Origin of the sequence: Lacrimispora xylanisolvens (genome assembly GCF_002934545.1) — a bacterium.
Taxonomy (GTDB): Bacteria; Bacillota; Clostridia; order Lachnospirales; family Lachnospiraceae; genus Lacrimispora; species Lacrimispora xylanisolvens.
Genome location: NZ_PTJA01000003.1, coordinates 435,557 through 457,936, shown reverse-complemented (window position 1 = coordinate 457,936; position 22,380 = coordinate 435,557). Strand labels below are relative to the sequence as shown.

Here is a 22,380-nt window from a genome sequence, read left to right as displayed (position 1 = left end):
TCTGGCTTATTGCAAATAGTCACTAACGCCCTTCCAGGCACCTTTTAAATGAAACTCAGTCTGTTTCAGACTCATGTCGTCTGACTCCTGTTTTTTATACTTCTGTACATGAAAACCGTCTTTTAAAACTGCAGAGGTTAAAATTTTCGGTTTCAGAACATGAACCGGACAGGAATAGATGCATCTTAGGCACAAAATACAACGAAAGCCGAATTTGGGAATTCCCTGATCCATTTTAATGTTCCGGGTCGGGCATTTTTGCGAACATTTCCCACAGTGAGTGCATTGTGAAGAGGGATGGATGGAAGCGCCGAAAAATCTTGCACCCAGATGCTCTCCTTTTCCAAGCATTGCAAGGAATCGGTCCTGGGGTTTTGCCATCAGAAAATGATGCTCACCGTTCAGAATATCTTCAATCATCACTTTTGTTTTTTCCGGCAATATGCGTATTAATTGATGATTAATTTCATCTCCCGCATTGGTACCAAAATTAGACGGCATTACAATCATTTTTTCATAGATCAGATGATACCCCTTTTTCTTTAACATCCGTCTGCAAAAAATGGTGCAGGCTGTATTCGGTGAGATATCCCCTCCTCCGGACACCGGTACGATCACAACCATGGTACGGCTGGATTTGGGAAGCCCTTTGACCCATTTTTCAGTAATGGAAGCCAGGCGGAAGGCATATACAGGTGAAAATATCACCAGTAAATCCGGCGGTTTTAAATTTCCCGGATCATGATTTTCCAGACTGATGGTTTTGCTTTCCAACCCCTTCTTTACCAATTGTTGCGCGAAACACAGACAGACTTCTTTTGTACAACCAGTCCCTGAAAAATAAGCCAGGGTGATTTTTTTTGGTTTTAACAATGGTATTCCCCCTCTGCGAATCAAATTTTTATGAATTCATCATACTATCTGGGTGATAAAAAAGATAGTGCCTTAACAAGAAATAATATCAAAACTAATTAAAATAAGTTGTTTTTACAACAAACAAAACAGAGAAACTATGATATGATAAACGTAATTTCAGAAACCAACTTACCATTAACATAGAGAAAGGAAACATTATGTCAAATTATTTTAAAGCTTCTGATACGATCTTTCATATCACGGAAACCTATCCGGAAACCATTGAAGTATTTATTGCCAATGGTTTTGAGAATTTAAGCAATCCTGTTATGCGCAGAACTCTTGGTAAAACCATTTCTTTAGAAACAGCATTGGCTATGAGAAAGGTAAACCAGGAACTATTTATAAAGAAACTGGAGGAAGTAATCGATCAGAAGGCGCCCAGCCTGACGGACGGTCTCACTCCTGCACAATCAGAGAATAAAGGGGATATCCGTATCGAGGGCGTACTGCCCTGCCCCATCCGTATTCCTCTTTTAGAAAAATTCGAATCCTGGCTTGAGGAAAATAAGGACTCCCTTGGATATGAAGTAGAGTATCATTTAAAATCTGCAAACCTGGGACTTGATGATGTAAAGGATCGGGTTATTTTAGCAGATGGAGATCCTGACGGTCTGTCAGACCTTTATCTTTCCGCTGGTTTTGATTTATTCTTTGATAAAAAGATGATTGGCGGTTATCAGGATTTAGGCGTATTTGAAGATCTTTCCGGTATGGAGCATTTAAACCCTGATCTTGATAATGAGAACTTATCACTGAAGGACCCCAAAAACCAGTATGCCATCATCGGAATTGTTCCTGCAGTTTTCATGGTTAACACCAATGTATTAGGAGACCGCCCTTTCCCTGAGAGCTGGGCAGATTTAATGAAGCCGGAGTTTGAAAACAGCATCAGCCTTCCCATGAAGGATCTGGATATGTTTAATGCATTTTTGCTTCACATCTACCGCTTTTATGGGGAAGAAGGAATCGAAAAGATGGGGAAAGCCCTCTTACAGAGCATGCATCCGGCTCAGATGATTAAATCCCATAAGTTAAAGGATGGAAATAAGATTCCCGCCATTACAGTTGCACCCTATTTCTTTGCAAGCATGACAGATGAGAAAAGCCCTATGCGCCCGGTGTGGCCAAAGGATGGAGCCATAATCAGTCCGATTTTCCTGCTGGCGAAATCAAAGAATAAGGATAAGGTAAAACCTTTCGTTGATCTTTTATATTCAAAAGAGATTGGAGATATTCTTTCCTCCAACGGAAAATTTCCTTCTACCAATCCCATGGTGGACAATCAGCTGAAACCTGACCAGAATTTCATGTGGATCGGCTGGGATTTTATACACAACAATGACATTGGAGAATTAATTAAAAAAATAGAAAAGCTGTTCTTTGCAGCCGCTCAGAAGGAGTTCTTATGAATCTGATTGTATTTTCAGGTCCGCCCTCTTCCGGTAAGACATCGGTCATTTTAAAAACAATTTCATCCTTTCGTGATAAGAACATTAAAGTGGGCGTGGTGAAATTTGACTGTCTTTATACAGACGACGACGTTGCCTATGAAAAAGCGGGAATCCCTGTGAAAAAGGGCTTATCCGGCGCTTTATGCCCGGATCACTTCTTCGCTTCTAATATTGAAGAGGTGGTTAACTGGGGAAATGAAGAAAAGCTTGATCTGCTTATTACGGAATCGGCAGGTCTTTGTAACCGCTGTTCCCCGTATTTAAAAGAGGTAAAGGGAGTCTGTGTGATCGATAACTTATCCGGCATTAATACACCTAAAAAAATCGGCCCCATGTTAAAAGCCGCCGATTTCGTGGTGATTACCAAAGGAGATATCGTTTCTCAGGCAGAACGGGAGGTATTTGCTTCCTGTGTCAGCTCTGTCAACCCAAGAGCCATTACCATGCATGTTAATGGGTTAACCGGACAGGGAGCTTACGAACTGGCAAGTCTTCTTTATGATGAAAACCAGAACATACAGACTGTTCAGGGAATGCAGCTTCGTTTCCCCATGCCTTCCGCCCTGTGCTCCTATTGTCTTGGCGAAACAAGAATAGGAGAAGCCTATCAGATGGGTAATGTAAAGAAAATTGATTTAGGCGGTGATAAAAAATGACAACTATAAGCATAAAAAAACTGCTGGCAGAATATCCGTTTGCTGCTGCATATTTTGAACAAAATAAGCTTACAATCGCTGGTTTTGAAGATCAGACATTTGAGGAATTTTTAAATCATTTCTCCGAGGAAGAACTGGAAGATCAGGCGATTGATAAAGCAAAGCTTTTGTCTGACCTGCCTGTGTATCTGGATCAGATGCGTCAGTTTTTGGGAATGGAAAATGAACGGCTGGTGCATTCTCTGACCATTTTACCAGGTCACGATAAATCGGGAACAGTGGAAGGATTTAAGGAACTGACCGTGGAAACATCCCAGATTATATCCATAGTGGGTCCTACCGGTTCAGGAAAAAGCCGGCTTTTAGCAGATATCGAATGGACGGCTCAAAAAGACACTCCTACCGGACGCAGTATTTTAATCAACGGCGAAGTCCCTGATATGAAGTGGCGTTACTCCTCAAATAACAAGCTGGTGGCCCAGCTTTCCCAGAACATGAACTTTGTTATGGACTTAACGGTCGTTGACTTTTTGCGGATGCATGCGGAAAGCCGTATGGTTCAGGATCCCCAGTCTGTAATAGACCGGATTATTGCCGCAGCCAATGATCTGGCAGGAGAAAAATTTGAACTTTCCACACCGGTTACCAGCTTAAGCGGAGGACAGTCCAGAGCTCTAATGATTGCAGATACTGCCATATTAAGCTCCTCTCCCATTGTCCTGATTGATGAAATTGAAAATGCCGGAATCGACCGGAAAAAGGCATTAAAACTTCTTGTGACATCAGATAAGATCGTATTGATGGCAACCCACGATCCCCTTCTTGCATTAATGGCGGACAAGCGGATTGTTATTAAAAATGGAGGTATTAATCATGTGATTTATACCAGTGAGGAAGAAAAACAACTGCTTGATAAGTTGGAAAAAATGGATTCCCTTATCCAGACCGCACGCCAGGAACTCCGGTCAGGAAATACACTTTCTCCCGACCTGCTGGCAAATTAAAAAGATTCTGTTAATCCTCCAATCAGGTTTCCAACAGCCTGTATTGGAGGATTTTCTTTCTGATTTAAGCCTGTATCCCGCGGATTAAATTAACCATCTCAATGGCTCCTGCTGCGCAGTCAAACCCTTTGTTGCCTGCTTTCGTTCCGGCACGCTCAATTGCCTGCTCAATGTTTTCTGTCGTCAGGACTCCAAACATGACCGGAATTCCACTGCTTAAGGATACCTGAGCAATGCCCTTGGAGACTTCGCTGCAAACGTAATCGTAATGAGTGGTGCTGCCCCGGATAACCGCTCCCAGACATATGACAGCATCATATTTACCGCTGCCTGCCATCTTGGAAGCGATCAGTGGGATCTCAAATGCTCCGGGTACCCATGCTACTTCCATATCCTCCTCACTGATTCCATGTCGTTTTAAACAATCCACAGCGCCGCCCAGAAGCTTTGATGTTATAAATTCATTGAAACGTGCGGCTACAATGCCGATCCGGATTTTCTCTGATACCAGTGTTCCTTCAAAAACTTTCATTTAAAATTCTCCTTTATGATTAATAGTGTAAAATGTGTCCCATTTTATTTTGCTTGGTTTTTAAATAAAACAAATCATGATCATTTGCCGGTATCTGTATTGGAACCCGTTCTGTAATTTCCATACCGAAGCCAGACAGACCATACACCTTATCCGGGTTATTGGTAAGCAGGCGCAGGGTTTTAACTCCCAATTCCCTCAATATCTGAGCGCCGATGTAATATTCTCTGGGATCGCCTTCAAATCCTAACGCAAGGTTAGCTTCCAGAGTGTCCATGCCTTTGTCCTGCAGAGCGTAGGCCCGCAGTTTGTTAACCAGTCCGATGCCTCTGCCTTCCTGGCGCATATAAAGGAGTATGCCTCTGCCTTCCTGTTCAATCTGGGTCATGGCGGCAGCAAGCTGCTGTCCGCAGTCACAGCGCATAGAGCCGAACGCATCTCCGGTCAGGCACTCAGAATGAACACGGCACAAGATGTTTTCTCCGTCACCGATTTCGCCTTTGACAAGAGCGACATGATGTTCCCCGTTTAATTGATTTACAAAGCAGTAAGCTTTAAAATCTCCATATTTTGTAGGCATATCGCTGATTGAGGTCTGCTCCACCAGTTTGTCGTGTTTTTTGCGGTATTCCTGCAATGCAGCAATGGTAATAAAGGGAATCTTCCACGTTTTAGCCAGCTTTATCAGTTCAGGAGTCCGCATCATGGTACCATCCTCCCCCATGATCTCGCAGCAAAGTCCGCATTCTTTCAGCCCTGCCAGACGCATGAGATCCACGGTGGCTTCCGTATGCCCCCCACGCTCCAGCACTCCGTTTCGTTTTGCAAGCAGTGGAAACATATGACCAGGGCGACGGAAATCTTCTGCTTTGGCTGAATCCTCCACACATTTTATCGCAGTCAGTGATCGCTCTGCTGCAGAGATCCCGGTTGTGGTATCCCCATGATCTATGGACACAGTGAAGGCAGTGGAATGATTGTCGGTGTTTTCAGAAATCATCTGGGGCAAATCCAGGCGGCGGCACAATTCTTCATTCATGGGCATGCAGATCAGCCCTTTCCCATGGGTAGCCATAAAGTTAATATTTTCGGTGGTGGCAAACTGGGCGGCGCAAATGAAATCGCCTTCATTTTCCCGTCCCTCATCGTCTGTTACAAGAATGATTTTTCCCTGCTGAAGCCATTTAAGTGCCTCTTCTATGGTATTATATTCAAACATCTTACTCCTCCTAATAGCCAGATTTCGTTAAAAATTCTCTTGTGATACCGCTGGGCTGCGGTTTATCTGGTGATGATAATAAAAATTTTTCCATGTATTTTCCTATAAGGTCATTTTCCAGATTAACCGGATCACCAGCTTTTTTATATGAAAGAGTGGTGGATTTTACTGTATGAGGGATAGCAGAAATACAAAACCCCGTATTATTTACGGATGCCACTGTGAGGCTGATGCCATCCACTGCAATGGAGCCCTTCTCTACGATATAACGGAGGACCTTACTGTCAGCGGCAATGGTGTACCAGATGGCATTGTCATCTCTTCGAACAGATATTATCTTACCTGTTCCGTCGATGTGACCAGAGACAATGTGTCCGCCAAAACGTCCGTCAGCTGCCATTGCACGTTCCAGATTAACAAAATCACCAGGATGCAGCGTTCCAAAACAGGAACGGCTTAAGGTCTCATGCATTACATCCGCCTGGAACGTATAAGAAGAAAGACTGGCTGCCGTTAAGCATACGCCGTTTACTGCCACACTGTCCCCAATTGCCAGATCATCGAAAATTACCCTGCCCTGTATGGTCAGCGAAGCGGACTGAGCCCCCTTTTTTAATTCCTTCAGTACGCCTGTTTCTTCAATAATTCCTGTAAACATCAGACATTACCTCGCTTTCAATTAATATATCTTCGCCCCAATAGGACACTGCAGTGTTTGTGAGAAGAAAGCCATCTTTTGGACTGGGCACACCAAGTCCTGCAACTGGTGATTTCCCGTTTGATCCGCCAAAAAGCTTTGGCGCAATGTAAGTCTGCACTTTGTTTACGATTCCTGCCTGCAATGCTGACCAGTTAAGAGTACCGCCGCCCTCCAGCAATATGCTGTCAATTTTTTCTTCACCAAGCTTTGTCATGAGCTCTGTTAAATCCAAATGTCCATCTGTCTGTTTAACCGAGAGTATCCGGCATCCAGCGTTTTCATAGGCCTGCAGTGCCTGGAGATCGCTACAGGATGTTGCGATTAAAGTCGGAACCTCATTTGCAGTCGCCACAATCTTTGATGTAAGCGGAAGACTTAGTTTTGTATCGCAGATAATGCGAAGGGGGTTGCGACCTCCCTCCGTCCGGCAGGTAAGAAGGGGATCATCTGCCATAACGGTTCCAATCCCCACCATTATGGAACTGTAACGATGCCGGTCTTTCTGTACGTTTTCCCTTGCAGCGTTACCGGTTATCCATTTGGAGTCGCCTGTATATGCCGCTGTTTTTCCGTCCATGGTCATGGCGTATTTCATGACAACATATGGTTTTCCCGACTGGATAAAATGGAAAAACACTTCATTGAGCCTGTCACACTCTGATTTTCGTATTCCTTCTGTGACATCAATTCCTTTTTCCAGCAGCTGTTTAATCCCCTTTCCTTTGACCAAAGGGTTAGGATCCAAACTTCCAACCACGACTCTTCGGATTCCTGCATTTAAAATAGCTTCTGTACAGGGAGGAGTCTTTCCATAATGGCAGCAGGGTTCCAGTGTCACATAAAGAGTTGCTCCATCCGGAGATTCTTCACAACTGGCGAGGGCATTAATTTCTGCGTGGGGAGCCCCAAACTTAGCATGGTACCCAGTGCCAATCACCCTGCCATCTTTTACAATGACTGCTCCAACCATTGGATTGGGATTTACAAAGCCACATCCATTTTTTGCAAGCTCCAGGGCCATAGCCATACATTCCATGTCGTCCATATCACACCACCTTTCATTCAAAAAAAATGCCTTGAACACAGGGTTCAGGGCATTTTTTTTGCAATCCATCCATTGTTTATGGCCATCAACACAAAAAGCTCTGAAATGAAATGATCATTCCAGAGCGTGTTAATCAGCAGATATATCATAAATATGAAAAAACTGCATCATCTTCTTTCATCCAGACTTTACTGTCGGCTTCGGAGTTACACCGAATCATACCTTGCGGTTCGTGGGCTATACCACCGGTAGGGAATTACACCCTGCCCTGAAGATTGTTGTTCAATTGGGGTTATAATACTCCCCCATGGAATAAATGTCAAGTGAAAAAGTGAAAATCCCTCCTGTGAACTGTTCTGAAACGTCAAAATCCTCACTATTATTATAAAAAAATTTAAATCATGCTTGCAATTCATACTGATTTGGTATAGTATGAAAACACAAAGAAATGTTAGTAAATACTAACCATTAAATTCCCATTTGGGGAATAAAGGAGGTTGATTAATATATGAGTCATTCATTACTTGAAATTAAAGATTTAATTGTTTCTGTGGAAGATAAAATAATACTAAACGGCATTAATCTTACCATAGGTTCGGGAGAACTTCATGTCCTTATGGGACCAAACGGAACTGGTAAATCCACTCTCGTATCTGCCATTATGGGGGATCCCCGGTTTCAGATTGAAAGCGGGCAGATTCTTTTAGATGGGAAGGATATTACAGAAATGAAAGCAGACGAGCGGGCAAAAGCCGGTGTCTTTCTCTCTTTCCAGGTTCCGGAAGAGATTCCAGGTGTCACTTTGGAAGATTTTCTTCGCACAGCGAAAGGCTCCCTTGAAAAACGTCCCCCAAAGATCCTGCAGTTTAAAAAGGAACTGAAAGAACAGATGAAAGCGTTGGATATGGATCCCAGTTATGCGGAACGGTACTTAAATGTTGGCTTTTCCGGCGGTGAAAAAAAGAAAACGGAAATTCTACAGCTTCTTATGCTTCAGCCAAAGCTGGCTCTTTTAGACGAAACGGATTCCGGTCTTGATGTGGATGCAGTCCGTACCGTTACAAAAGGGATCCGTGCCTTTAAAAACCGGAAAAACGGGCTTTTCATCATTACACATAATGCCAGAATTTTAGAAGGTCTTGACGTGGATGTGGTACATGTACTGGAAGGAGGCAAAATAGCCTATACCGGCGGCCGGGAGCTGATTTCAAAAATCACGCAGGAGGGATTTGGCGTTCTGGGAAAGGAGGCTTTAATCCATGAAAGACTTTAAACAGGAAAAAACCAGAGTCGACCAGGCCGACCGCACCATTTATGATGTGAAAGACAGGCTGGACCCGGCCTTTCTTACGGACTCCGGTATTACTGCGGAGATAGTGAACCAGATATCAAAGGAAAAAAACGAACCGGAATGGATGCGTCTGTTCCGCCTTAAATCATTAAATACTTATAAAGAAATACCGCTGCCTTCCTGGGGACCCTCCCTTGACGAGCTGAATATGGATCAGATTGTTACTTATGTCCGTCCCAAATCAACCATGAAAGCGAAATGGTCCGATGTGCCGGATGATATCAAACAGACCTTTGAGCGTCTTGGAATTCCTAAAGCAGAGCAAAAATCACTGGCAGGTGTAGGGGCACAGTACGATTCCGAAGTGGTTTACCACAATGTCCGGGCAGAAGTTGCTTCAAAAGGCGTGGTCTATACGGATATAGAAAGCGCTCTTACAGGTCCTTACAGTGAAATGATACGAAAGCATTTTATGAAACTGGTTCCTCCGTCCGACCACAAGTTTGCGGCTCTTCACGGAGCGGTCTGGTCCGGAGGTTCTTTTGTTTATGTGCCGGCCGGAGTTACGGTTGATATTCCCCTGCAGTCCTATTTCAGGCTTAATGCACCGGGAGCCGGTCAGTTTGAACATACGTTGATTATTGTGGAGGAAGGCGCTTATCTTCATTTCATAGAAGGCTGCTCTGCTCCCAGATATTACGTCGCAAACCTTCACGCAGGCTGCGTGGAACTGTATGTGGGTAAAAATGCAAGACTCCGCTATTCCACCATCGAAAACTGGTCAAAGAATATGTACAATTTGAATACAAAGCGCGCTTCGGTAGAGGAAGGAGGAACCGTGGAGTGGATTTCCGGATCGTTCGGATCTCATATCTCCTATCTTTACCCCATGAGCATTTTAAAAGGGAAAAAGGCACGTATGGAGTTTACAGGCATCACATTTGCAGGAGAAGGCCAGAACCTGGATACAGGTGCAAAGGTACTTCATGCCGCACCGGATACCACCTCTCACATTTCCACGAAATCCATATCAAGGGATGGAGGCAATTCCACGTTTCGAAGCCTGGTAACTGTTACGGAAAATGCCAAAGGCAGCAAATCAGCCGTTTCCTGTGAATCACTGATGCTTGACAGTATTTCCCGTTCCGACACCATACCGGTGATGGATATTTCCTGCAATCAGGCAGATATCGGCCATGAGGCAAAAATCGGCAGAATCAGCGAATCCGCAATCTTCTACTTAATGAGCCGCGGTCTGTCCGAGGATGATGCCAGGGCTTTAATCGTAGGCGGGTTTGCAGAACCCATTGCCAAGGAACTGCCGTTAGAATATGCAGTAGAAATGAATAATCTCATTCATCTTGAAATGAAGGGAAGCATCGGCTGAAAGGAGGAATACAAACATGAATACACAAATCAATCGGCTCCCGGTTCCTACCTGGAACCGGACAGGGGTAAACTGGCTGGATAAAAAAGCACTGCCTCCTGACAGGGAATATTCACAGGGAGACCACCTCCCTTATGATGGTGTTCTTCCTCATGGAATCAGTCTTATGGACCGTATTCCGGAAGAAATTGCCGCAATTCCAAGCGGGATGGGTGAATGGATGGATGAGTTTATCCTGAGCCGTGCAGACAAAACCTGCTACTTATTGGCAGAAGGACCCGCCGGTGAACCTGTTATTATCACCCAGACTCTGGACCTTACCCATCCGGTTATCAGAGCCCATTATGCCATAAACGCAAAGCCAGGAAGTAATATCACAGTAATTCAGATTAATCGGGGGGACGCAAAAGACGGCGTTCTTGGAAGCTTAACACAGATTGATGCGCAGGAAAATTCCGTTGTCCGTCTGATTTCTGTCCAGCTGCTTGGGCGAAACAGCCAGAGCTTTGATTCCGTAGGTGCACGCATTGGAAAAGGTGCCAGGGTAGAACTCGTTCGGGCCGTCCTGGGAGGAAAAACAGCGGCATGCGGTTCTCTGGCTCATCTGGAGGGTCAGGGAGGCGGCTATCAACAGGATACTGCATACTTTACTGATAAGGAACAGATTTATGATTTCAATGACATTGCCCGCCACGCCGGCAGAGAAACGGAAAGTGAAATGCATACAGCCGGAGTTCTTGCAGGCTCCAGCAGCAAGATTTTAAGAGGAACCATTGATTTTAAGGCAGGATGCGCACACTCTGTGGGGCACGAAAATGAAACCGTGCTTCTGCTAAGCCCCAGCGCCAGAAACAGGACCGTTCCCTTAATCCTGTGCGGAGAAGAAGCTGTGGAAGGCCAGCATGCAGCCAGCTTAGGCCAGTTTGATGAAAAACATCTCTACTATCTGTGCTCCAGAGGGCTTAGCCTGATGGAGGCAAAGCGTATGCTGGTAGAAGCCCGCTTTATGCCTGTTCTTCATAAAATAACTCCGGATGATCTGCGAATGGAGATTTTAAATGTCATTGAAAGGAGGCTTGATGAACATGAAACCGATTCGTGATCAGTTTCCCATTCTTTCCGTACCGGAAAATGGAAAGAGACTGATATACTTAGATAACGCAGCGACTTCCTTCAAGCCTCTTTCCGTTTTAAAAGCAGTGGATGATTATTATCGCATGGATAATGCCAATCCCCACAGAGGTGTTTACACCCTGGGCGTCCGTTCCACGGATATTCATGAAAACGCCAGGCAGACTGCGGCCCGCTTTATAAATGCCGGCCCGGAGGAAATTATTTTCACCCAGAATGCTACAGAAGCTCTTAATCTGATCGCTTACAGCTACGGTATGGAGTTCTTAAAAAAAGGAGACGAAATTCTTATCTCCGTGGCGGAACACCACAGCAACCTGGTTCCCTGGCAGAGAGTTGCAAAGCTGACCGGTTCCAAGCTGGTTTATCTCTATCCAGGACCGGACGGGCGGATTACAGAGGAAGAACTGGATCAGAAAATAAACCCGCGCACAAGGCTGATTGCCATTGCCCATGTATCAAATGTACTTGGAACGGAAGCGCCGGTAAAATCCATTGTGGAACGCGCCCGTTTATATGACGCTGCAGTGGTTTTAGACTGTGCTCAGAGTGTGTCCCACATGCCGGTTGACGTCCAAGACCTGGGAGTAGATTTTGCAGCATTTTCCGGACACAAGATGTATGCTCCCATGGGTATCGGTGTTTTATATGGCAAAAAAGAACTGCTTGAGAAAATGCCCCCGTTTTTAAGCGGAGGTGATATGATTGCAAGCGTCCATGAACAGACCGCTTCCTATGCAGAAGTCCCACGCCGGTTCGAGGCGGGAACGAGAAATGTAGGCGGCGAAGCAGGCCTTGCGGCAGCCATGGAATATATTAATTCCATAGGCTGGGAGACGATCCGTAATCATGAGCACGCTCTGATGGACCAGATGCTGAAAGGGCTGAATGCTCTGCCCTATGTCACTGTATACGGCAGTACAGACAGCCGTGACCGTTTTGGGGTTATCTCCTTTAATGTGGACGGTGTTCATCCCCATGATACTGCAACCATTCTGGATTCTGAAGGAATCGCAGTCCGTGCCGGTCATCACTGCGCCCAGCCATTAATGGAATATCTGGGAATTGGCTCCTGTGTCCGGGCAAGCATTGCCATCTACAATACAGAGGAAGATATTTCGGTATTTTTAAACAGCTTAAAACAGGTAAGGAGGTGGATGGGTTATGGAGCTTAATGCTTTATATAATCAGATTATTGTGGAAAACAGCCGTTCCAGTCAAAACCGCCACAAGGTATCAGAGGCGACAGCCAGTCTGGAAGGAATCAATCCCAGCTGCGGCGATGACATTGTTCTGGAGCTGCGGGTGAAGGATGGAATTATTGAAGATGCCGGATTCACTGGAGAAGGCTGTGCCATTTCCCAGGCGTCCGCGTCACTGATGATTGACCTCATTCTTGGAAAACCGGTTGAAGAGGCTCAGAATCTGCTTAAAACCTTTCTGGGGATGATAAAAGGAGAAATATCAGATGATAAGCAGCTGGATTCACTTGAGGAAGCGATTGCCCTGAAGGGAATCTCCCATATGCCAGGCAGGGTTAAGTGTGCTGTCCTTCCATGGCATACATTAATGGGAATCCTTGAAGAACCGGAAACCGCAAAATAAACGAATGATACAGCAAAAAAACGTCCGGAATTGGTTTTGGCAGTATACCATCAAAACCGATTCCGGACGTTTTAAATTTTATTCTATAAAATTACTTTTCAGCAAACTTTTCAACAATTTTAAGAAGTAGCTTCACAACCTTTTCCATGGACTGAACCGGGATAAATTCAAATTTCCCATGATAATTGTAACCGCCGGTGCAAAGGTTTGGACAGGGAAGTCCTTCATAGGATAAGCGTGCTCCATCTGTACCGCCTCTGATCGGAGTAACAAGCGGCTCAATTCCCAGATCTTCCATTGCCGTCTTTGCAATATCGATCAGGTACATATGGGGTTCAATCTTTTCCTTCATGTTAAAATAGCTGTCTTTTAAGATCAGCTCTACTGTCCCGCTTTGATATCTGTGGTTTAAATAATCTGCCACACGGGTCATAAATTCTTTCTTATCTTCAAACTTCTTCTTGCTGTGATCACGGATAATATAATCCAGTCTGGCTTCCTCCACGCTTCCGGTCATGGAATCCAGGTGGTAGAATCCTTCGTACCCTTCCGTATACATAGGGTTTTCAGCAGCCGGGAGCATGTTATGGAATTCCATACCCATTAAAAGTGCATTTCTCATTCTTCCTTTGGAAGAACCGGGATGGATACTGGATCCATGGATTAAAACTCTGGCAGAAGCAGCATTGAAATTTTCGTACTCCAGCTCTCCTAACCCACCGCCGTCCACGGTATAAGCAACATCAGCGGCAAATCCTTTCACATCAAAGAAATCTGCGCCTCTGCCCACTTCTTCATCCGGTGTAAATCCGATCCGGATGGTTCCATGAGGAATCTCCGGATGGGCAAGTAAGTATTCCGCCATAGTCATGATCTCAGCCACACCGGCCTTGTCATCTGCTCCTAACAGGGTTGTCCCATCTGTAGTTATAATATCCTGCCCGATATATTTTAATAAATCCGGAAAGTCTTCCGGGCTCATGGTAAGTCCTGTATCCGCATTCATCAGAATATCCTTACCATCGTAATTCTTTACGATCTGCGGCTTTACATCGGCGCCTGAGTAGGCTGGAGAGGTATCCATGTGTGCGACAAATCCCAGTACAGGGACTGCTTTGTCCATGGTAGCCGGAATGGTAGCATAAACATAGCTGCGCTCGTCAATTCTTACATCTGCAGCCTTCATGGCCTGCAGTTCTTTTACCAGTTCTTCCGCAAGTATCCGCTGCTTAGAAGTACTTGGAACAGCGTCAACCTCATCCTTTGACTGGGTATCATAGGATACATATTTTAAAAAATGATTGATCACTTCTGACATTGTTAATCGCCTCTTTTTCAATATTTTTCTGGTAACGGCATGTAGGATTTTAGCCGGGGTCCAGTTCTCCTGAAGGTTCTGTATATTCAGGTAGTATTCTCCGTATCATCCGGAAAAAATACCAGAAAGGACCATTTGGATTTCCTTATTATACCATATGGGACTTTTAATGTCTACGTAGCCTGAAAAAACCATATTTGTATCGTCGGTTTCTATTGTATTTCATCATTCACTGCAATCAATTCAGAATTATTGGTATTGCCTTTCCATCCTTCACACTATTTTCTTTGCAAGTTCTGACAGCTTGTCAAAATTCCAATCCCCGCACCTTATCTTTGCCGCATACCCTACAGCCGCCGTCCTCATTCCGCAGGTAGCCGCCGCTTCAATTCCGGCCTCAGAATCTTCCGCCACGATACAATTCTCCGGAAAAACCCCCAGATGCTTTGCTGCCAGCTCAAACACCTCCGGGTCCGGCTTGGAGCGTTTGATATCATTGCCATCCACAACCACATCAAAATAAGTGCCGCAGCCAATCCGATCCAGAATCAGCCGTGCATTTTTGCTGGAAGATCCAATGGCTAACAAGTATCCATGCTTACGGAGACTAGTTAAGGCATTTGCCGTATCCTCTGTAAGGGAAGCGGGGGTTAAATGTTCCAGATACTCTTTATAGTAGCTGTTTTTCTTATCCGTCAGCTGTAATTTATCCGTCTCGGACATCTGACGGCCCTGGCGGGATAATATAATGTTTAAGCTTTCCAAGCGGCTGACCCCCCGCAGGGCAGAATTCATATTTCGGTCAAAATATAGTCCTGTTTCATCAGCCAGACGTTTCCAGGCAAGGTAGTGGTATTCATCCGTGGAAATGATTACGCCATCCAGATCAAAGATAACCGCTTTTATCAAATTCGAATTCTCCATTTCACCCTCCAAATTGTTATTTCAATCTCACATGCTTACAATGCCAGCGGCACATCAGAAGTCTTTTCCCAAGACCTTCCTCATGTGCCGCCGCTACTGATTGTTAATTTTTATACAGCCTTACATCATCAATGTGTACCGTGGTACTGCCATTGGAAGAACAATAGAATCCAACGTCAATGGTACCACTTGTAACCTGAACGTTGCCGGCTTCTATTCTGTGCCACCCGCTGCCAGACTTCGGCATATCCACATAAACCTCATTGCCGCCGTAGCTTGTGATCTCCATGCGTCCCACGTCCGGAGATGTATTTTCCACCTTTACAAAGGCTTCTACCCGATAGCTTCCTTTTTCCACCTTAAGCTTCTGGTGAATGCTTTGCTTATAAGCGGATGCATTGTAAAAATATGCCCGTCTTTCGCCTTTCAGCGGAGATTCCGGCGGATTCATGCCGGACCCGGAATCAACACCATAAGCTAGAGCCTGGCCGTTCGGATGCCACTCCGTCCAGTTGGAGGGATAGGGATCGGGACGTTCGAAATCACCATTGTCCAGAAGATTTTCCGGATAAGCGCCGGAATCGGAGGTGGACAGGGTCAACTTGTCAAGGTTGATGTTGCCGGTATTACCTGCATCATAGCGAAGAGAAATTCGGTTTCTTCCCTGGGAAAGCGCCAGATTTGTACTTACGGTCTGCCAGCTGTTCCAGCTTCCGTCTACACCGGCAAATTTCAGGTTGCCTGCATAGGTTCCATTTACATATAAATTTAAATCCTTTGTACCTGGGTTCCCGTTGCTGTAACGGAAATCTGCATGATAGGTCCCTCCCTGCTTTGCATCGACCTCAAAAGCCACTTCCGCATTCTGGGAACCCATAGAATCCACAAAACCGCTGCCGCTGTAGAACCAATGATTCTGGTTTGTCTTTGCAGTCCCGTAAAGAGGGGAATTTTCCGCTTCTACTACTATGCGTCCCGGCTCAAAGGGAACCGCCAGGTAATCAATATTTACAAAGCCTGTATCCCCTGCATCAGGATTGTATTTGAAGGTAATGCTGTTGCTGCCCGCAGTAAGTGGAAGGAGAACTTTCACATCTTCCCAGGAATCAAAACTTCCGGTAGAAGCGATGTCCGCCTGGCCGCAGTATGTGCCGTTGACGTATGCGGATAAGGTTTTTGCAGTCTTTGCACCGTTTGCGCAACGCAGGGTCACCTCATAATCCCCCGGATTTGCAGCCTTGACATAAAATGTTACTGCTGCCTGGGATCTTTCCATACCATTTACAAAACCAGTACCGGAAAATCCTGCGTGATCCTTGCTTACCTTCGGCTGGTCTGCCACTGCTTTACCGGAAAGAGAAGCATATTCTGCCTCGTATTTCTGATTAGGAAGAGAGACTGGTGTGTTGCCTGATAAAACCAGTGTCTCTGTATTTAAGAGACCTGCCTGGGTTTTAATATAAGTAACTTCCCCGTAAATGTCCCTGGATTTTGCAAATCCCCCGCCGTTAGCGGAAATAAGGGCATTTAAGTCGGCGTATTCCTGCAACTGGGCAGCATTTTTCGTCACCTGTCCGGCAGCATTGCCATGTACAGCCAGATAATAGTAATCCACACCGTTTGCGTAGCTTCCGGATTTGGCGGATATGCCAACCTGAATCTGGCCGGAATTATCCTGGCTGGATATGGTCTGGGAGAAATATTTTCCGCTTTCGTAGTCATAAGTAAGGCCATCGTCATCATAATACCGGAATTCCGTCTTCTGGGGAGAGGGGAATATATCTACGAAAACCCGCTCCGTTTTCTTCTGTCCCACATAATCCTGTACATCCTGTGAAGGGATAATGGCTCCTTCCTTCACAAAAAGAGGCAGATCGGACCAGGACTGGGTATCCAGGCTGTATGGAATATACTGACCGCCATGATAAGTAGTTCCCCTGTTGTAATCAATCCATTTCCCCTCTGGGAGGTAAATCCACTTGCAGGACTGCCCCCGCTCGGTAACCGGAGCCGTAAGTAGCCAGTCACCCACCATCCATGCATCGGAGTAATCCTTTACTTTGTCATCTTTGGGATAGTCAAACAGCAGCGGGCGTACCAGACCCAGACCGCTTTCATATGTCTCTCTTTCATAGGAATAGAAGTAAGGCAGCAGAGAATAGCGTAAATGAATGGCTGATTTTACATTTTCTTCTGCCGTATAGCCGTAAAACCAGGGCTGGCGCTGCTGGTTTACATTGCCGTGCACCCGGAAAATAGGCACAACGGATTCAAACTGGAGCCAACGGGTGTAAAGCTCTGGACTAGGGTTTTCAATATGTCCGGAATTTTGATTAAAACCACCGCCATCTGAACCCCATTTAGGCTGTCCGTTGTTTATGGTAGAGAGCATGGCTGCCTTCTGTTCGTTTAAGCCGGCGGCCCAGTTAACCCGCTCCCCTTTGTAAAACTGGGCGCCAACGTCTCCCGACCATATGCTGGTGGCATAGCGCTGGGTACCCGGATAGTAGTTTCTGCCTGTCTGCCAAACACGTACCTTATCCTTGGTATATTCCCGCTGTCCCTCATAAACGGACTGGGCAAGATGAAGAGTATTAAAGTTTCCGAACCAGTACTCAGCCCCATTAGATGAAACCTTATCGGTTTCATCATTCCACCAGCCCACAATACCCTTGTTAAATGCGTCAATGGAGTTGTTCCACCACCAGGCCCGCTCACCGGGTTTGTAAGGATCAATGCTGCGTACGGTAACTGGATAGAAATAATCCACGTATTCATTGTGCCCCGGATAGAAATACCCGTTCTTTTCTGCCTCCTGGCCCTGGACGGTAGCTTTTCCGCCGTTTATTTTTGTTACAATTCGCGGCTTGGTAATGCCGATCATTTTCACTCCCTTTGCATCCATTATGTTTTTTAAGGCTCCGCTTCCGGCAGAAGGAAAATTCCCTGTGTTCCATTTAAATTCCCCATAGTTGTCCTGCCCGTAAAGCTTCCAGTCATAGTCAAAAGCATAGCTGTCCAGGGGAATGTTCTTTGCCCGGTAGGTATCAACCATTTCCATCATTTCCTTCTCATTGATACCCCACTCAAAGTTGGAAAATCCCTGTGCCCACTTGGGAAGCATGGGAGAGGTTCCGGTAATCTTGGAATAACCTTTCATAATCTCTTTGGGCTCTCCCAGCAAAATGTAATATTCCAGGTTGTTTTTTTCATATCTGCGACCTTCCTCCGGAGTTCCTCCATAGTAAAATTCCATTTTCTTATCCTTGGAATTGGTATAGGGATAGCCGCCGTCCGAATCTACTAACAGACCATAGCCTGCTGTGGACCAGAGGAAGGGGCCGCCTGAATTCCCCTGCTGGCCTGCCCTGGCCGCCTTCGAATTGTCATTACGAAGCAGATTGCCATTTTCTTCAAAACAGTCAAAGCTATGAATTCCATATAGGTTGGAAGAATCCTGACGGACAAAACGAACGCTTCCTTGGGAAACGCCTCCGCTTTGAGGTTCCCAAAAAAGGGTAGTCCCATCGGCCTTTTTAACCGTCATACGGCAGGGCTTTTTGTTGATTTCTACCTGCATTTCGTCCGTCTTTATAGTTATGGGATCGGAAGACGTATTGATGACAGCAGCACTTGCGTCCCATTTCAGATCAGGATCAATGATGGGGGTTTGTTTACTGGAAGGGGCTCCGTCAGGCTGGTAGTTTACCCGCAGAATGTCTTCATCACAAACCTCCAGCGTTAATTTGTCCGCCGAGGAGGAACCGCTGTCCACAGTAAGGAACAGCGTGCTTCCATTTACCTGTGCGCCAATGACATTGCCTAAAGCAGATACTGCCGCCCTGGCCGTCACCGGCTGGGCGGCCGGCCATAAGGCGGTAAATAATAAGGCAAATACTAAACTTAATGATAGAAAACGTTTTATCTGTTTCATACTGCTCCCCCTTATTTAACCAGAATACAGTCCAGATTAATACCGACGAAATCCCCGTTTTCATAGGAAATCCGTATGGTATTTCTGCCACTGTTTAAGTTTATGGGAATGTCTGCAGTATTCCAGGTGTTCCAGCCAGAAGTTGCAGGCAGTGCCAAAGTTCCGGTCTTTTCCCCGTTAACCGTTACCGTCCGCTGTGCTGCGGCCATTCCCGCAGAGTAACGGACTGACAGGGAAGCCGTGCGTTTTTCTTTTGAATATACCTCAAATTCCACCCAGTCACCATTCTCTGCAAACTGCTCCACAAACCCGTCCCCATAATAACCGCTTTTCTCTGAGCTGGTTGAAACATGATTCAGGGATGCGTGTTCCGCTTCATAAGGGGCCTTGTTTACAACCTTCACTTCGATCTTTTCCGCAGAACCTGGAAGGGTTTTGATATAGGTAAGCTTTTCGTTTTGGCTATAGTAGTATCCGCTCTGGGCTTTTATAAAGCTATCCAGAGTATTCATTTCCTGTAATGCCTGACCATTTCCATTGACTCCGCGGGGTCTGGTTCCAAAAATCTGGGTAGTGATAGGAATCTGGCTGGCCGGTAAATCAACGGTAACCGTGCCTGCCGCAAAATTCTCGGCTGCCCGGACGGTCATAGTACTCCGGTCACTGTGTGATAACGTATAAGTGCTTTCTCCTTCCGGATAGATACGGAAGGTAAGGTTTTCGTAATGTTCCATATCATTGCCGATGGAGCCGCCCATTTCATAGTTTTTATTTAAATTAAGGGGCAGAATACTGCCGGACTTCACGTAGACCGGAATCGAGTTCACATCTGCATAATAGTCTTTCGTCACCCCACCCGGAGTCATGGCGTTGTACCAGAAATCAATCCATTCCCCTTCGGGTAAGTATACGCTTTTTACTGTCTGTCCCTCCTGGACAACAGGAGCCACCAAAAGGCTTGAGCCAAACATATACTGCTCTTCCAGATCATAGGTATTGGTATCCTTCGGATTGTCCAAGAACATGGCCCTCATCATAGGAGTTCCCGTATGCGCACTGTTTTGCGCCTCACTGAAAATATAGGGCAGCAAATTCATGCGGGTGTTGGTGTATTTGCGGAACATAGGGATGATACTGCTGTCACCCGTACGGCTCTGAACGTTCCAGGGAGAGCGTTCCTCACTGGGAGAAGGATTGGATTTCTCAGAGTGGAACTGCATAATCGGAGAAAAAGCAGCCATTTGAGTACTGCGCTTATAAAGCTCTGCAGAAGGGAAATTCCCCGTAAACCCGGCCAGATCCCAGCTCCAGAAAGGTACTCCTGAAATTCCGGCACTCAAACCGGCACTGAGAGCCTCCCGGAAAGCGGAAAAGCTGGAAGCCTGATCTCCTGCCCAAAAGACCCCTGTGGTCTGAACCCCTGAGGTTCCAGACCGGCTGAAGGTGATCCCCTCTCCTGTTTCTTTCTTAACAAAGTCGTTATAGCCCTTTATGTAGGCGTTGGGATATGCGTTTCGCATGGAAAGGTTCGTGCCGCCGTTATGAAAGGAAGTATTCTTACGCCAAACCATCTCTCCGCCGTCTGTTTTTACACCATCTATCTTAATGTCATTGAAAAGGTATGCCCGCTTGTTCATCCACCATGCCACTGCTTCAGGATTGGTGAAATCCAGCAGCAGACTGTTTCCGAACCATCCTGATTCCGGTATGCGGTAGGCTCCGTTATGACCGTCGGAAACTGCATATCCCTTTTGGAGCATATAAGCCTCATCATTGTCTTTCTGCGCATAGGCATAAGGTGTGTATTTTAAAACAGGAATCTGCCACAGCACCAGTTTTAAACCATTTTCGTGAAGAGTGTCTGCCATGGACTTTGGATTTGGCCATTTGGACCCATAGGTGAAATCCGAATTTTTAAGGGCAGCTGAGCCTGAAACAGGAGTATAGGAAGCATCATTCCAGACGTAAAAGGTATTTTCATCGCTCCACTGCTCCAGCACCAAAACCGTGGCAGGAATGTCGTTATTTTTAGACTGTTTCATCGCTCCCAGCGCTTCTGACTGGGTGTCCCATTCATTGGCAGACATCCATAGGCCAAAGGCCCATTTGGGAAGCTCCTGGGGCATACCGGAAATTGCATTATATTTTCCCACCACTTTCGCAGGTGTATCTGCACTGATCAGATAGTAATCCAACAAGGGGGAATCCACCTGTTCCGTGTCCGCTTCAAACACATACCGGTCCTTATTGGCGGCAGCCATATCGAACCTGGAATAACAGGTAGTATTCAAATAAATTCCGTAGCCTTTGCTGGTAACGAAAAATGGAACCGCCAGATAGGTCTTGTTTCCCTGATTCTGATACTGGTTATAAACGTAGGTTTCCACTACATCCCCCCGTTTTTCCGTACCGTTGTAACGCTCTCCGAAACCGTAGAAACGCTCATCGGAAGGAGAAAGATACCCATCCCGGAACTGCCCGATCACGTCTTTTCCGTCGGTCAGCCAGGACATCTCCTTGCCCGTTCCTCCGTTAGAGGTCAAAACCCTGTTTTGTTCGCAGCTGTATACCTCCAAAGCATATGGATTCTTTGTGACGGTGAGCCGCAGCTTTCCGGTTTTTATTTCTACTTTTTCAGCATCTTCTGTTACTGTGTAGCCGGAAATACCGGAGGCAAATTTCCCGTCTCCCCTTGGCGATAGCTGAAAACGAACTGTTTCCTCGTCCGTAAAGCTAAGAGCCAGCTTGGGCGAGAAATTCCCCGTATCAGCCTTCACATCAAAAATCACAGTCCCGTTATGATCGGAATTCAAAGACACGGATTTAACCTTTTCCCAGTCAGTCACGTGAAAGGTAAAGGGACCAATGGTTTTGGCGTTTTTGTCGTTTGCGTCTGCATGAACCGTATACTGCACAACATCCCCTTTTGCAAAGGAACCTAAATTCGCCTCCCAGTATGAATTATTTTCGCTGTTATAAGACCAGCCAGCCCCTACATCCGTCTTTTTGATACCATTGACAGTGTAGGAAATCCAAACCTTTTGTCCGAATTCCACAGGCCAGGTGGTGCTGTGTATCCGCACAGACTGGCCTGCGGCCGGATTCCTTGGTGATCGCTCCGTAGGTTCTATTTCATAAATATCATTTAACCCATAAGGATCGTGCCACGTTCCTTCCAGTGCAAAGGCTGTTGACACCTGAAGCAAAATACAACATATACTCAGTAAAACCGCCATAAGCTTTTTACTCATATTACCCCTCCATT

The 22,380-nt window shown here is 45.8% G+C and carries 17 protein-coding genes and 1 riboswitch; of the genes, 8 read left to right on the top strand and 9 right to left on the bottom strand.

All coding sequences use genetic code 11. The annotated features are described in order from the left end of the window. Positions 1–6: 6 nt before the first annotated feature. Entirely contained in the window at positions 7–873 is an 867-nt protein-coding gene (locus tag BXY41_RS07695) for an EFR1 family ferrodoxin (RefSeq protein ID WP_104436235.1), read from the bottom strand. 200 nt (positions 874–1,073) lie between these two features. Between BXY41_RS07695 and BXY41_RS07690 the strand changes: the two genes are divergently transcribed. The 3 genes from BXY41_RS07690 to BXY41_RS07680 are packed head-to-tail and all read left to right on the top strand — an operon-like array spanning position 1,074 to position 4,029. After that, on the top strand, positions 1,074–2,327 hold the full coding sequence (locus BXY41_RS07690) for an ABC transporter substrate-binding protein (RefSeq protein WP_104436234.1): 1,254 nt from the start codon (positions 1,074–1,076) through the stop codon (positions 2,325–2,327). Then, on the top strand, positions 2,324–3,025 hold the full coding sequence (locus BXY41_RS07685) for a GTP-binding protein (protein WP_104436233.1): 702 nt from the start codon (positions 2,324–2,326) through the stop codon (positions 3,023–3,025). Before BXY41_RS07690 ends, BXY41_RS07685 begins: the two co-directional genes overlap by 4 nt. Then, positions 3,022–4,029 carry an ATP-binding cassette domain-containing protein gene (locus BXY41_RS07680; RefSeq protein WP_104436232.1) on the top strand — a complete coding sequence of 336 codons (1,008 nt, stop codon included), beginning with the start codon at positions 3,022–3,024 and terminating at the stop codon, positions 4,027–4,029. Before BXY41_RS07685 ends, BXY41_RS07680 begins: the two co-directional genes overlap by 4 nt. A 64-nt stretch (positions 4,030–4,093) precedes the next feature. On the opposite strand, the gene ribH is transcribed toward BXY41_RS07680, so the two are convergent. From ribH to ribD, 4 genes are read right to left on the bottom strand one after another with little or no spacing between them, the layout of a single operon-like run. Further along, entirely contained in the window at positions 4,094–4,561 is a 468-nt protein-coding gene (ribH, locus tag BXY41_RS07675; RefSeq protein ID WP_104436231.1) for a 6,7-dimethyl-8-ribityllumazine synthase, read from the bottom strand. Between the two features lie 19 nt (positions 4,562–4,580). Beyond that, positions 4,581–5,780, bottom strand: a complete 1,200-nt coding sequence (locus BXY41_RS07670; protein WP_104436230.1) for a bifunctional 3,4-dihydroxy-2-butanone-4-phosphate synthase/GTP cyclohydrolase II — start codon at positions 5,778–5,780, stop codon at positions 4,581–4,583. Between the two features lie 10 nt (positions 5,781–5,790). Continuing rightward, positions 5,791–6,438 (bottom strand): riboflavin synthase, encoded by a 648-nt coding sequence (gene ribE, locus BXY41_RS07665; protein ID WP_104436229.1) that lies wholly within the window; start codon positions 6,436–6,438, stop codon positions 5,791–5,793. Next, positions 6,419–7,525: a bifunctional diaminohydroxyphosphoribosylaminopyrimidine deaminase/5-amino-6-(5-phosphoribosylamino)uracil reductase RibD gene (ribD, locus tag BXY41_RS07660; protein WP_104436228.1), complete on the bottom strand. Its 1,107-nt coding sequence runs from the start codon at positions 7,523–7,525 to the stop codon at positions 6,419–6,421. The genes ribE and ribD overlap by 20 nt, the downstream gene beginning before the upstream one ends. A gap of 165 nt (positions 7,526–7,690) precedes the next feature. After that, positions 7,691–7,805: riboswitch (FMN riboswitch) on the bottom strand. Between the two features lie 228 nt (positions 7,806–8,033). Here ribD and sufC point away from each other — a divergent pair. Genes sufC through sufU form a run of 5 tightly spaced genes read left to right on the top strand, consistent with a single transcriptional unit; the run spans position 8,034 to position 12,939 of the window. Continuing rightward, positions 8,034–8,798: a Fe-S cluster assembly ATPase SufC gene (sufC, locus tag BXY41_RS07655; protein ID WP_104436227.1), complete on the top strand. Its 765-nt coding sequence runs from the start codon at positions 8,034–8,036 to the stop codon at positions 8,796–8,798. Beyond that, positions 8,785–10,203, top strand: coding sequence for a Fe-S cluster assembly protein SufB (sufB, locus tag BXY41_RS07650; RefSeq protein ID WP_104436226.1), 1,419 nt, complete (start codon positions 8,785–8,787; stop codon positions 10,201–10,203). Before sufC ends, sufB begins: the two co-directional genes overlap by 14 nt. Before the next feature lie 16 nt (positions 10,204–10,219). Beyond that, positions 10,220–11,305 (top strand): SufB/SufD family protein, encoded by a 1,086-nt coding sequence (locus tag BXY41_RS07645; protein WP_104436225.1) that lies wholly within the window; start codon positions 10,220–10,222, stop codon positions 11,303–11,305. Further along, the gene (locus BXY41_RS07640) at positions 11,283–12,509 is read left to right on the top strand and encodes a cysteine desulfurase (RefSeq protein ID WP_104436224.1); all 1,227 of its coding nucleotides are present in this window, start codon (positions 11,283–11,285) and stop codon (positions 12,507–12,509) included. Before BXY41_RS07645 ends, BXY41_RS07640 begins: the two co-directional genes overlap by 23 nt. Then, positions 12,499–12,939: a Fe-S cluster assembly sulfur transfer protein SufU gene (gene sufU, locus BXY41_RS07635; RefSeq protein ID WP_104436223.1), complete on the top strand. Its 441-nt coding sequence runs from the start codon at positions 12,499–12,501 to the stop codon at positions 12,937–12,939. Before BXY41_RS07640 ends, sufU begins: the two co-directional genes overlap by 11 nt. Positions 12,940–13,030: 91 nt before the next feature. Here the strand turns inward: sufU and pepT are convergent, their stop codons facing one another. The 4 genes from pepT to BXY41_RS07615 all read right to left on the bottom strand — a co-directional run bounded on the left by pepT (position 13,031) and on the right by BXY41_RS07615 (position 22,366). After that, on the bottom strand, positions 13,031–14,257 hold the full coding sequence (gene pepT, locus BXY41_RS07630) for a peptidase T (RefSeq protein ID WP_104436222.1): 1,227 nt from the start codon (positions 14,255–14,257) through the stop codon (positions 13,031–13,033). 273 nt (positions 14,258–14,530) lie between these two features. Next, entirely contained in the window at positions 14,531–15,181 is a 651-nt protein-coding gene (gene pgmB / locus BXY41_RS07625; protein ID WP_104436221.1) for a beta-phosphoglucomutase, read from the bottom strand. 103 nt (positions 15,182–15,284) lie between these two features. Next, positions 15,285–19,115 carry a TIM-barrel domain-containing protein gene (locus BXY41_RS07620; RefSeq protein ID WP_104436220.1) on the bottom strand — a complete coding sequence of 1,277 codons (3,831 nt, stop codon included), beginning with the start codon at positions 19,113–19,115 and terminating at the stop codon, positions 15,285–15,287. Between the two features lie 11 nt (positions 19,116–19,126). Next, positions 19,127–22,366, bottom strand: coding sequence for a TIM-barrel domain-containing protein (locus tag BXY41_RS07615; RefSeq protein ID WP_242980092.1), 3,240 nt, complete (start codon positions 22,364–22,366; stop codon positions 19,127–19,129). Positions 22,367–22,380: the final 14 nt, after the last annotated feature.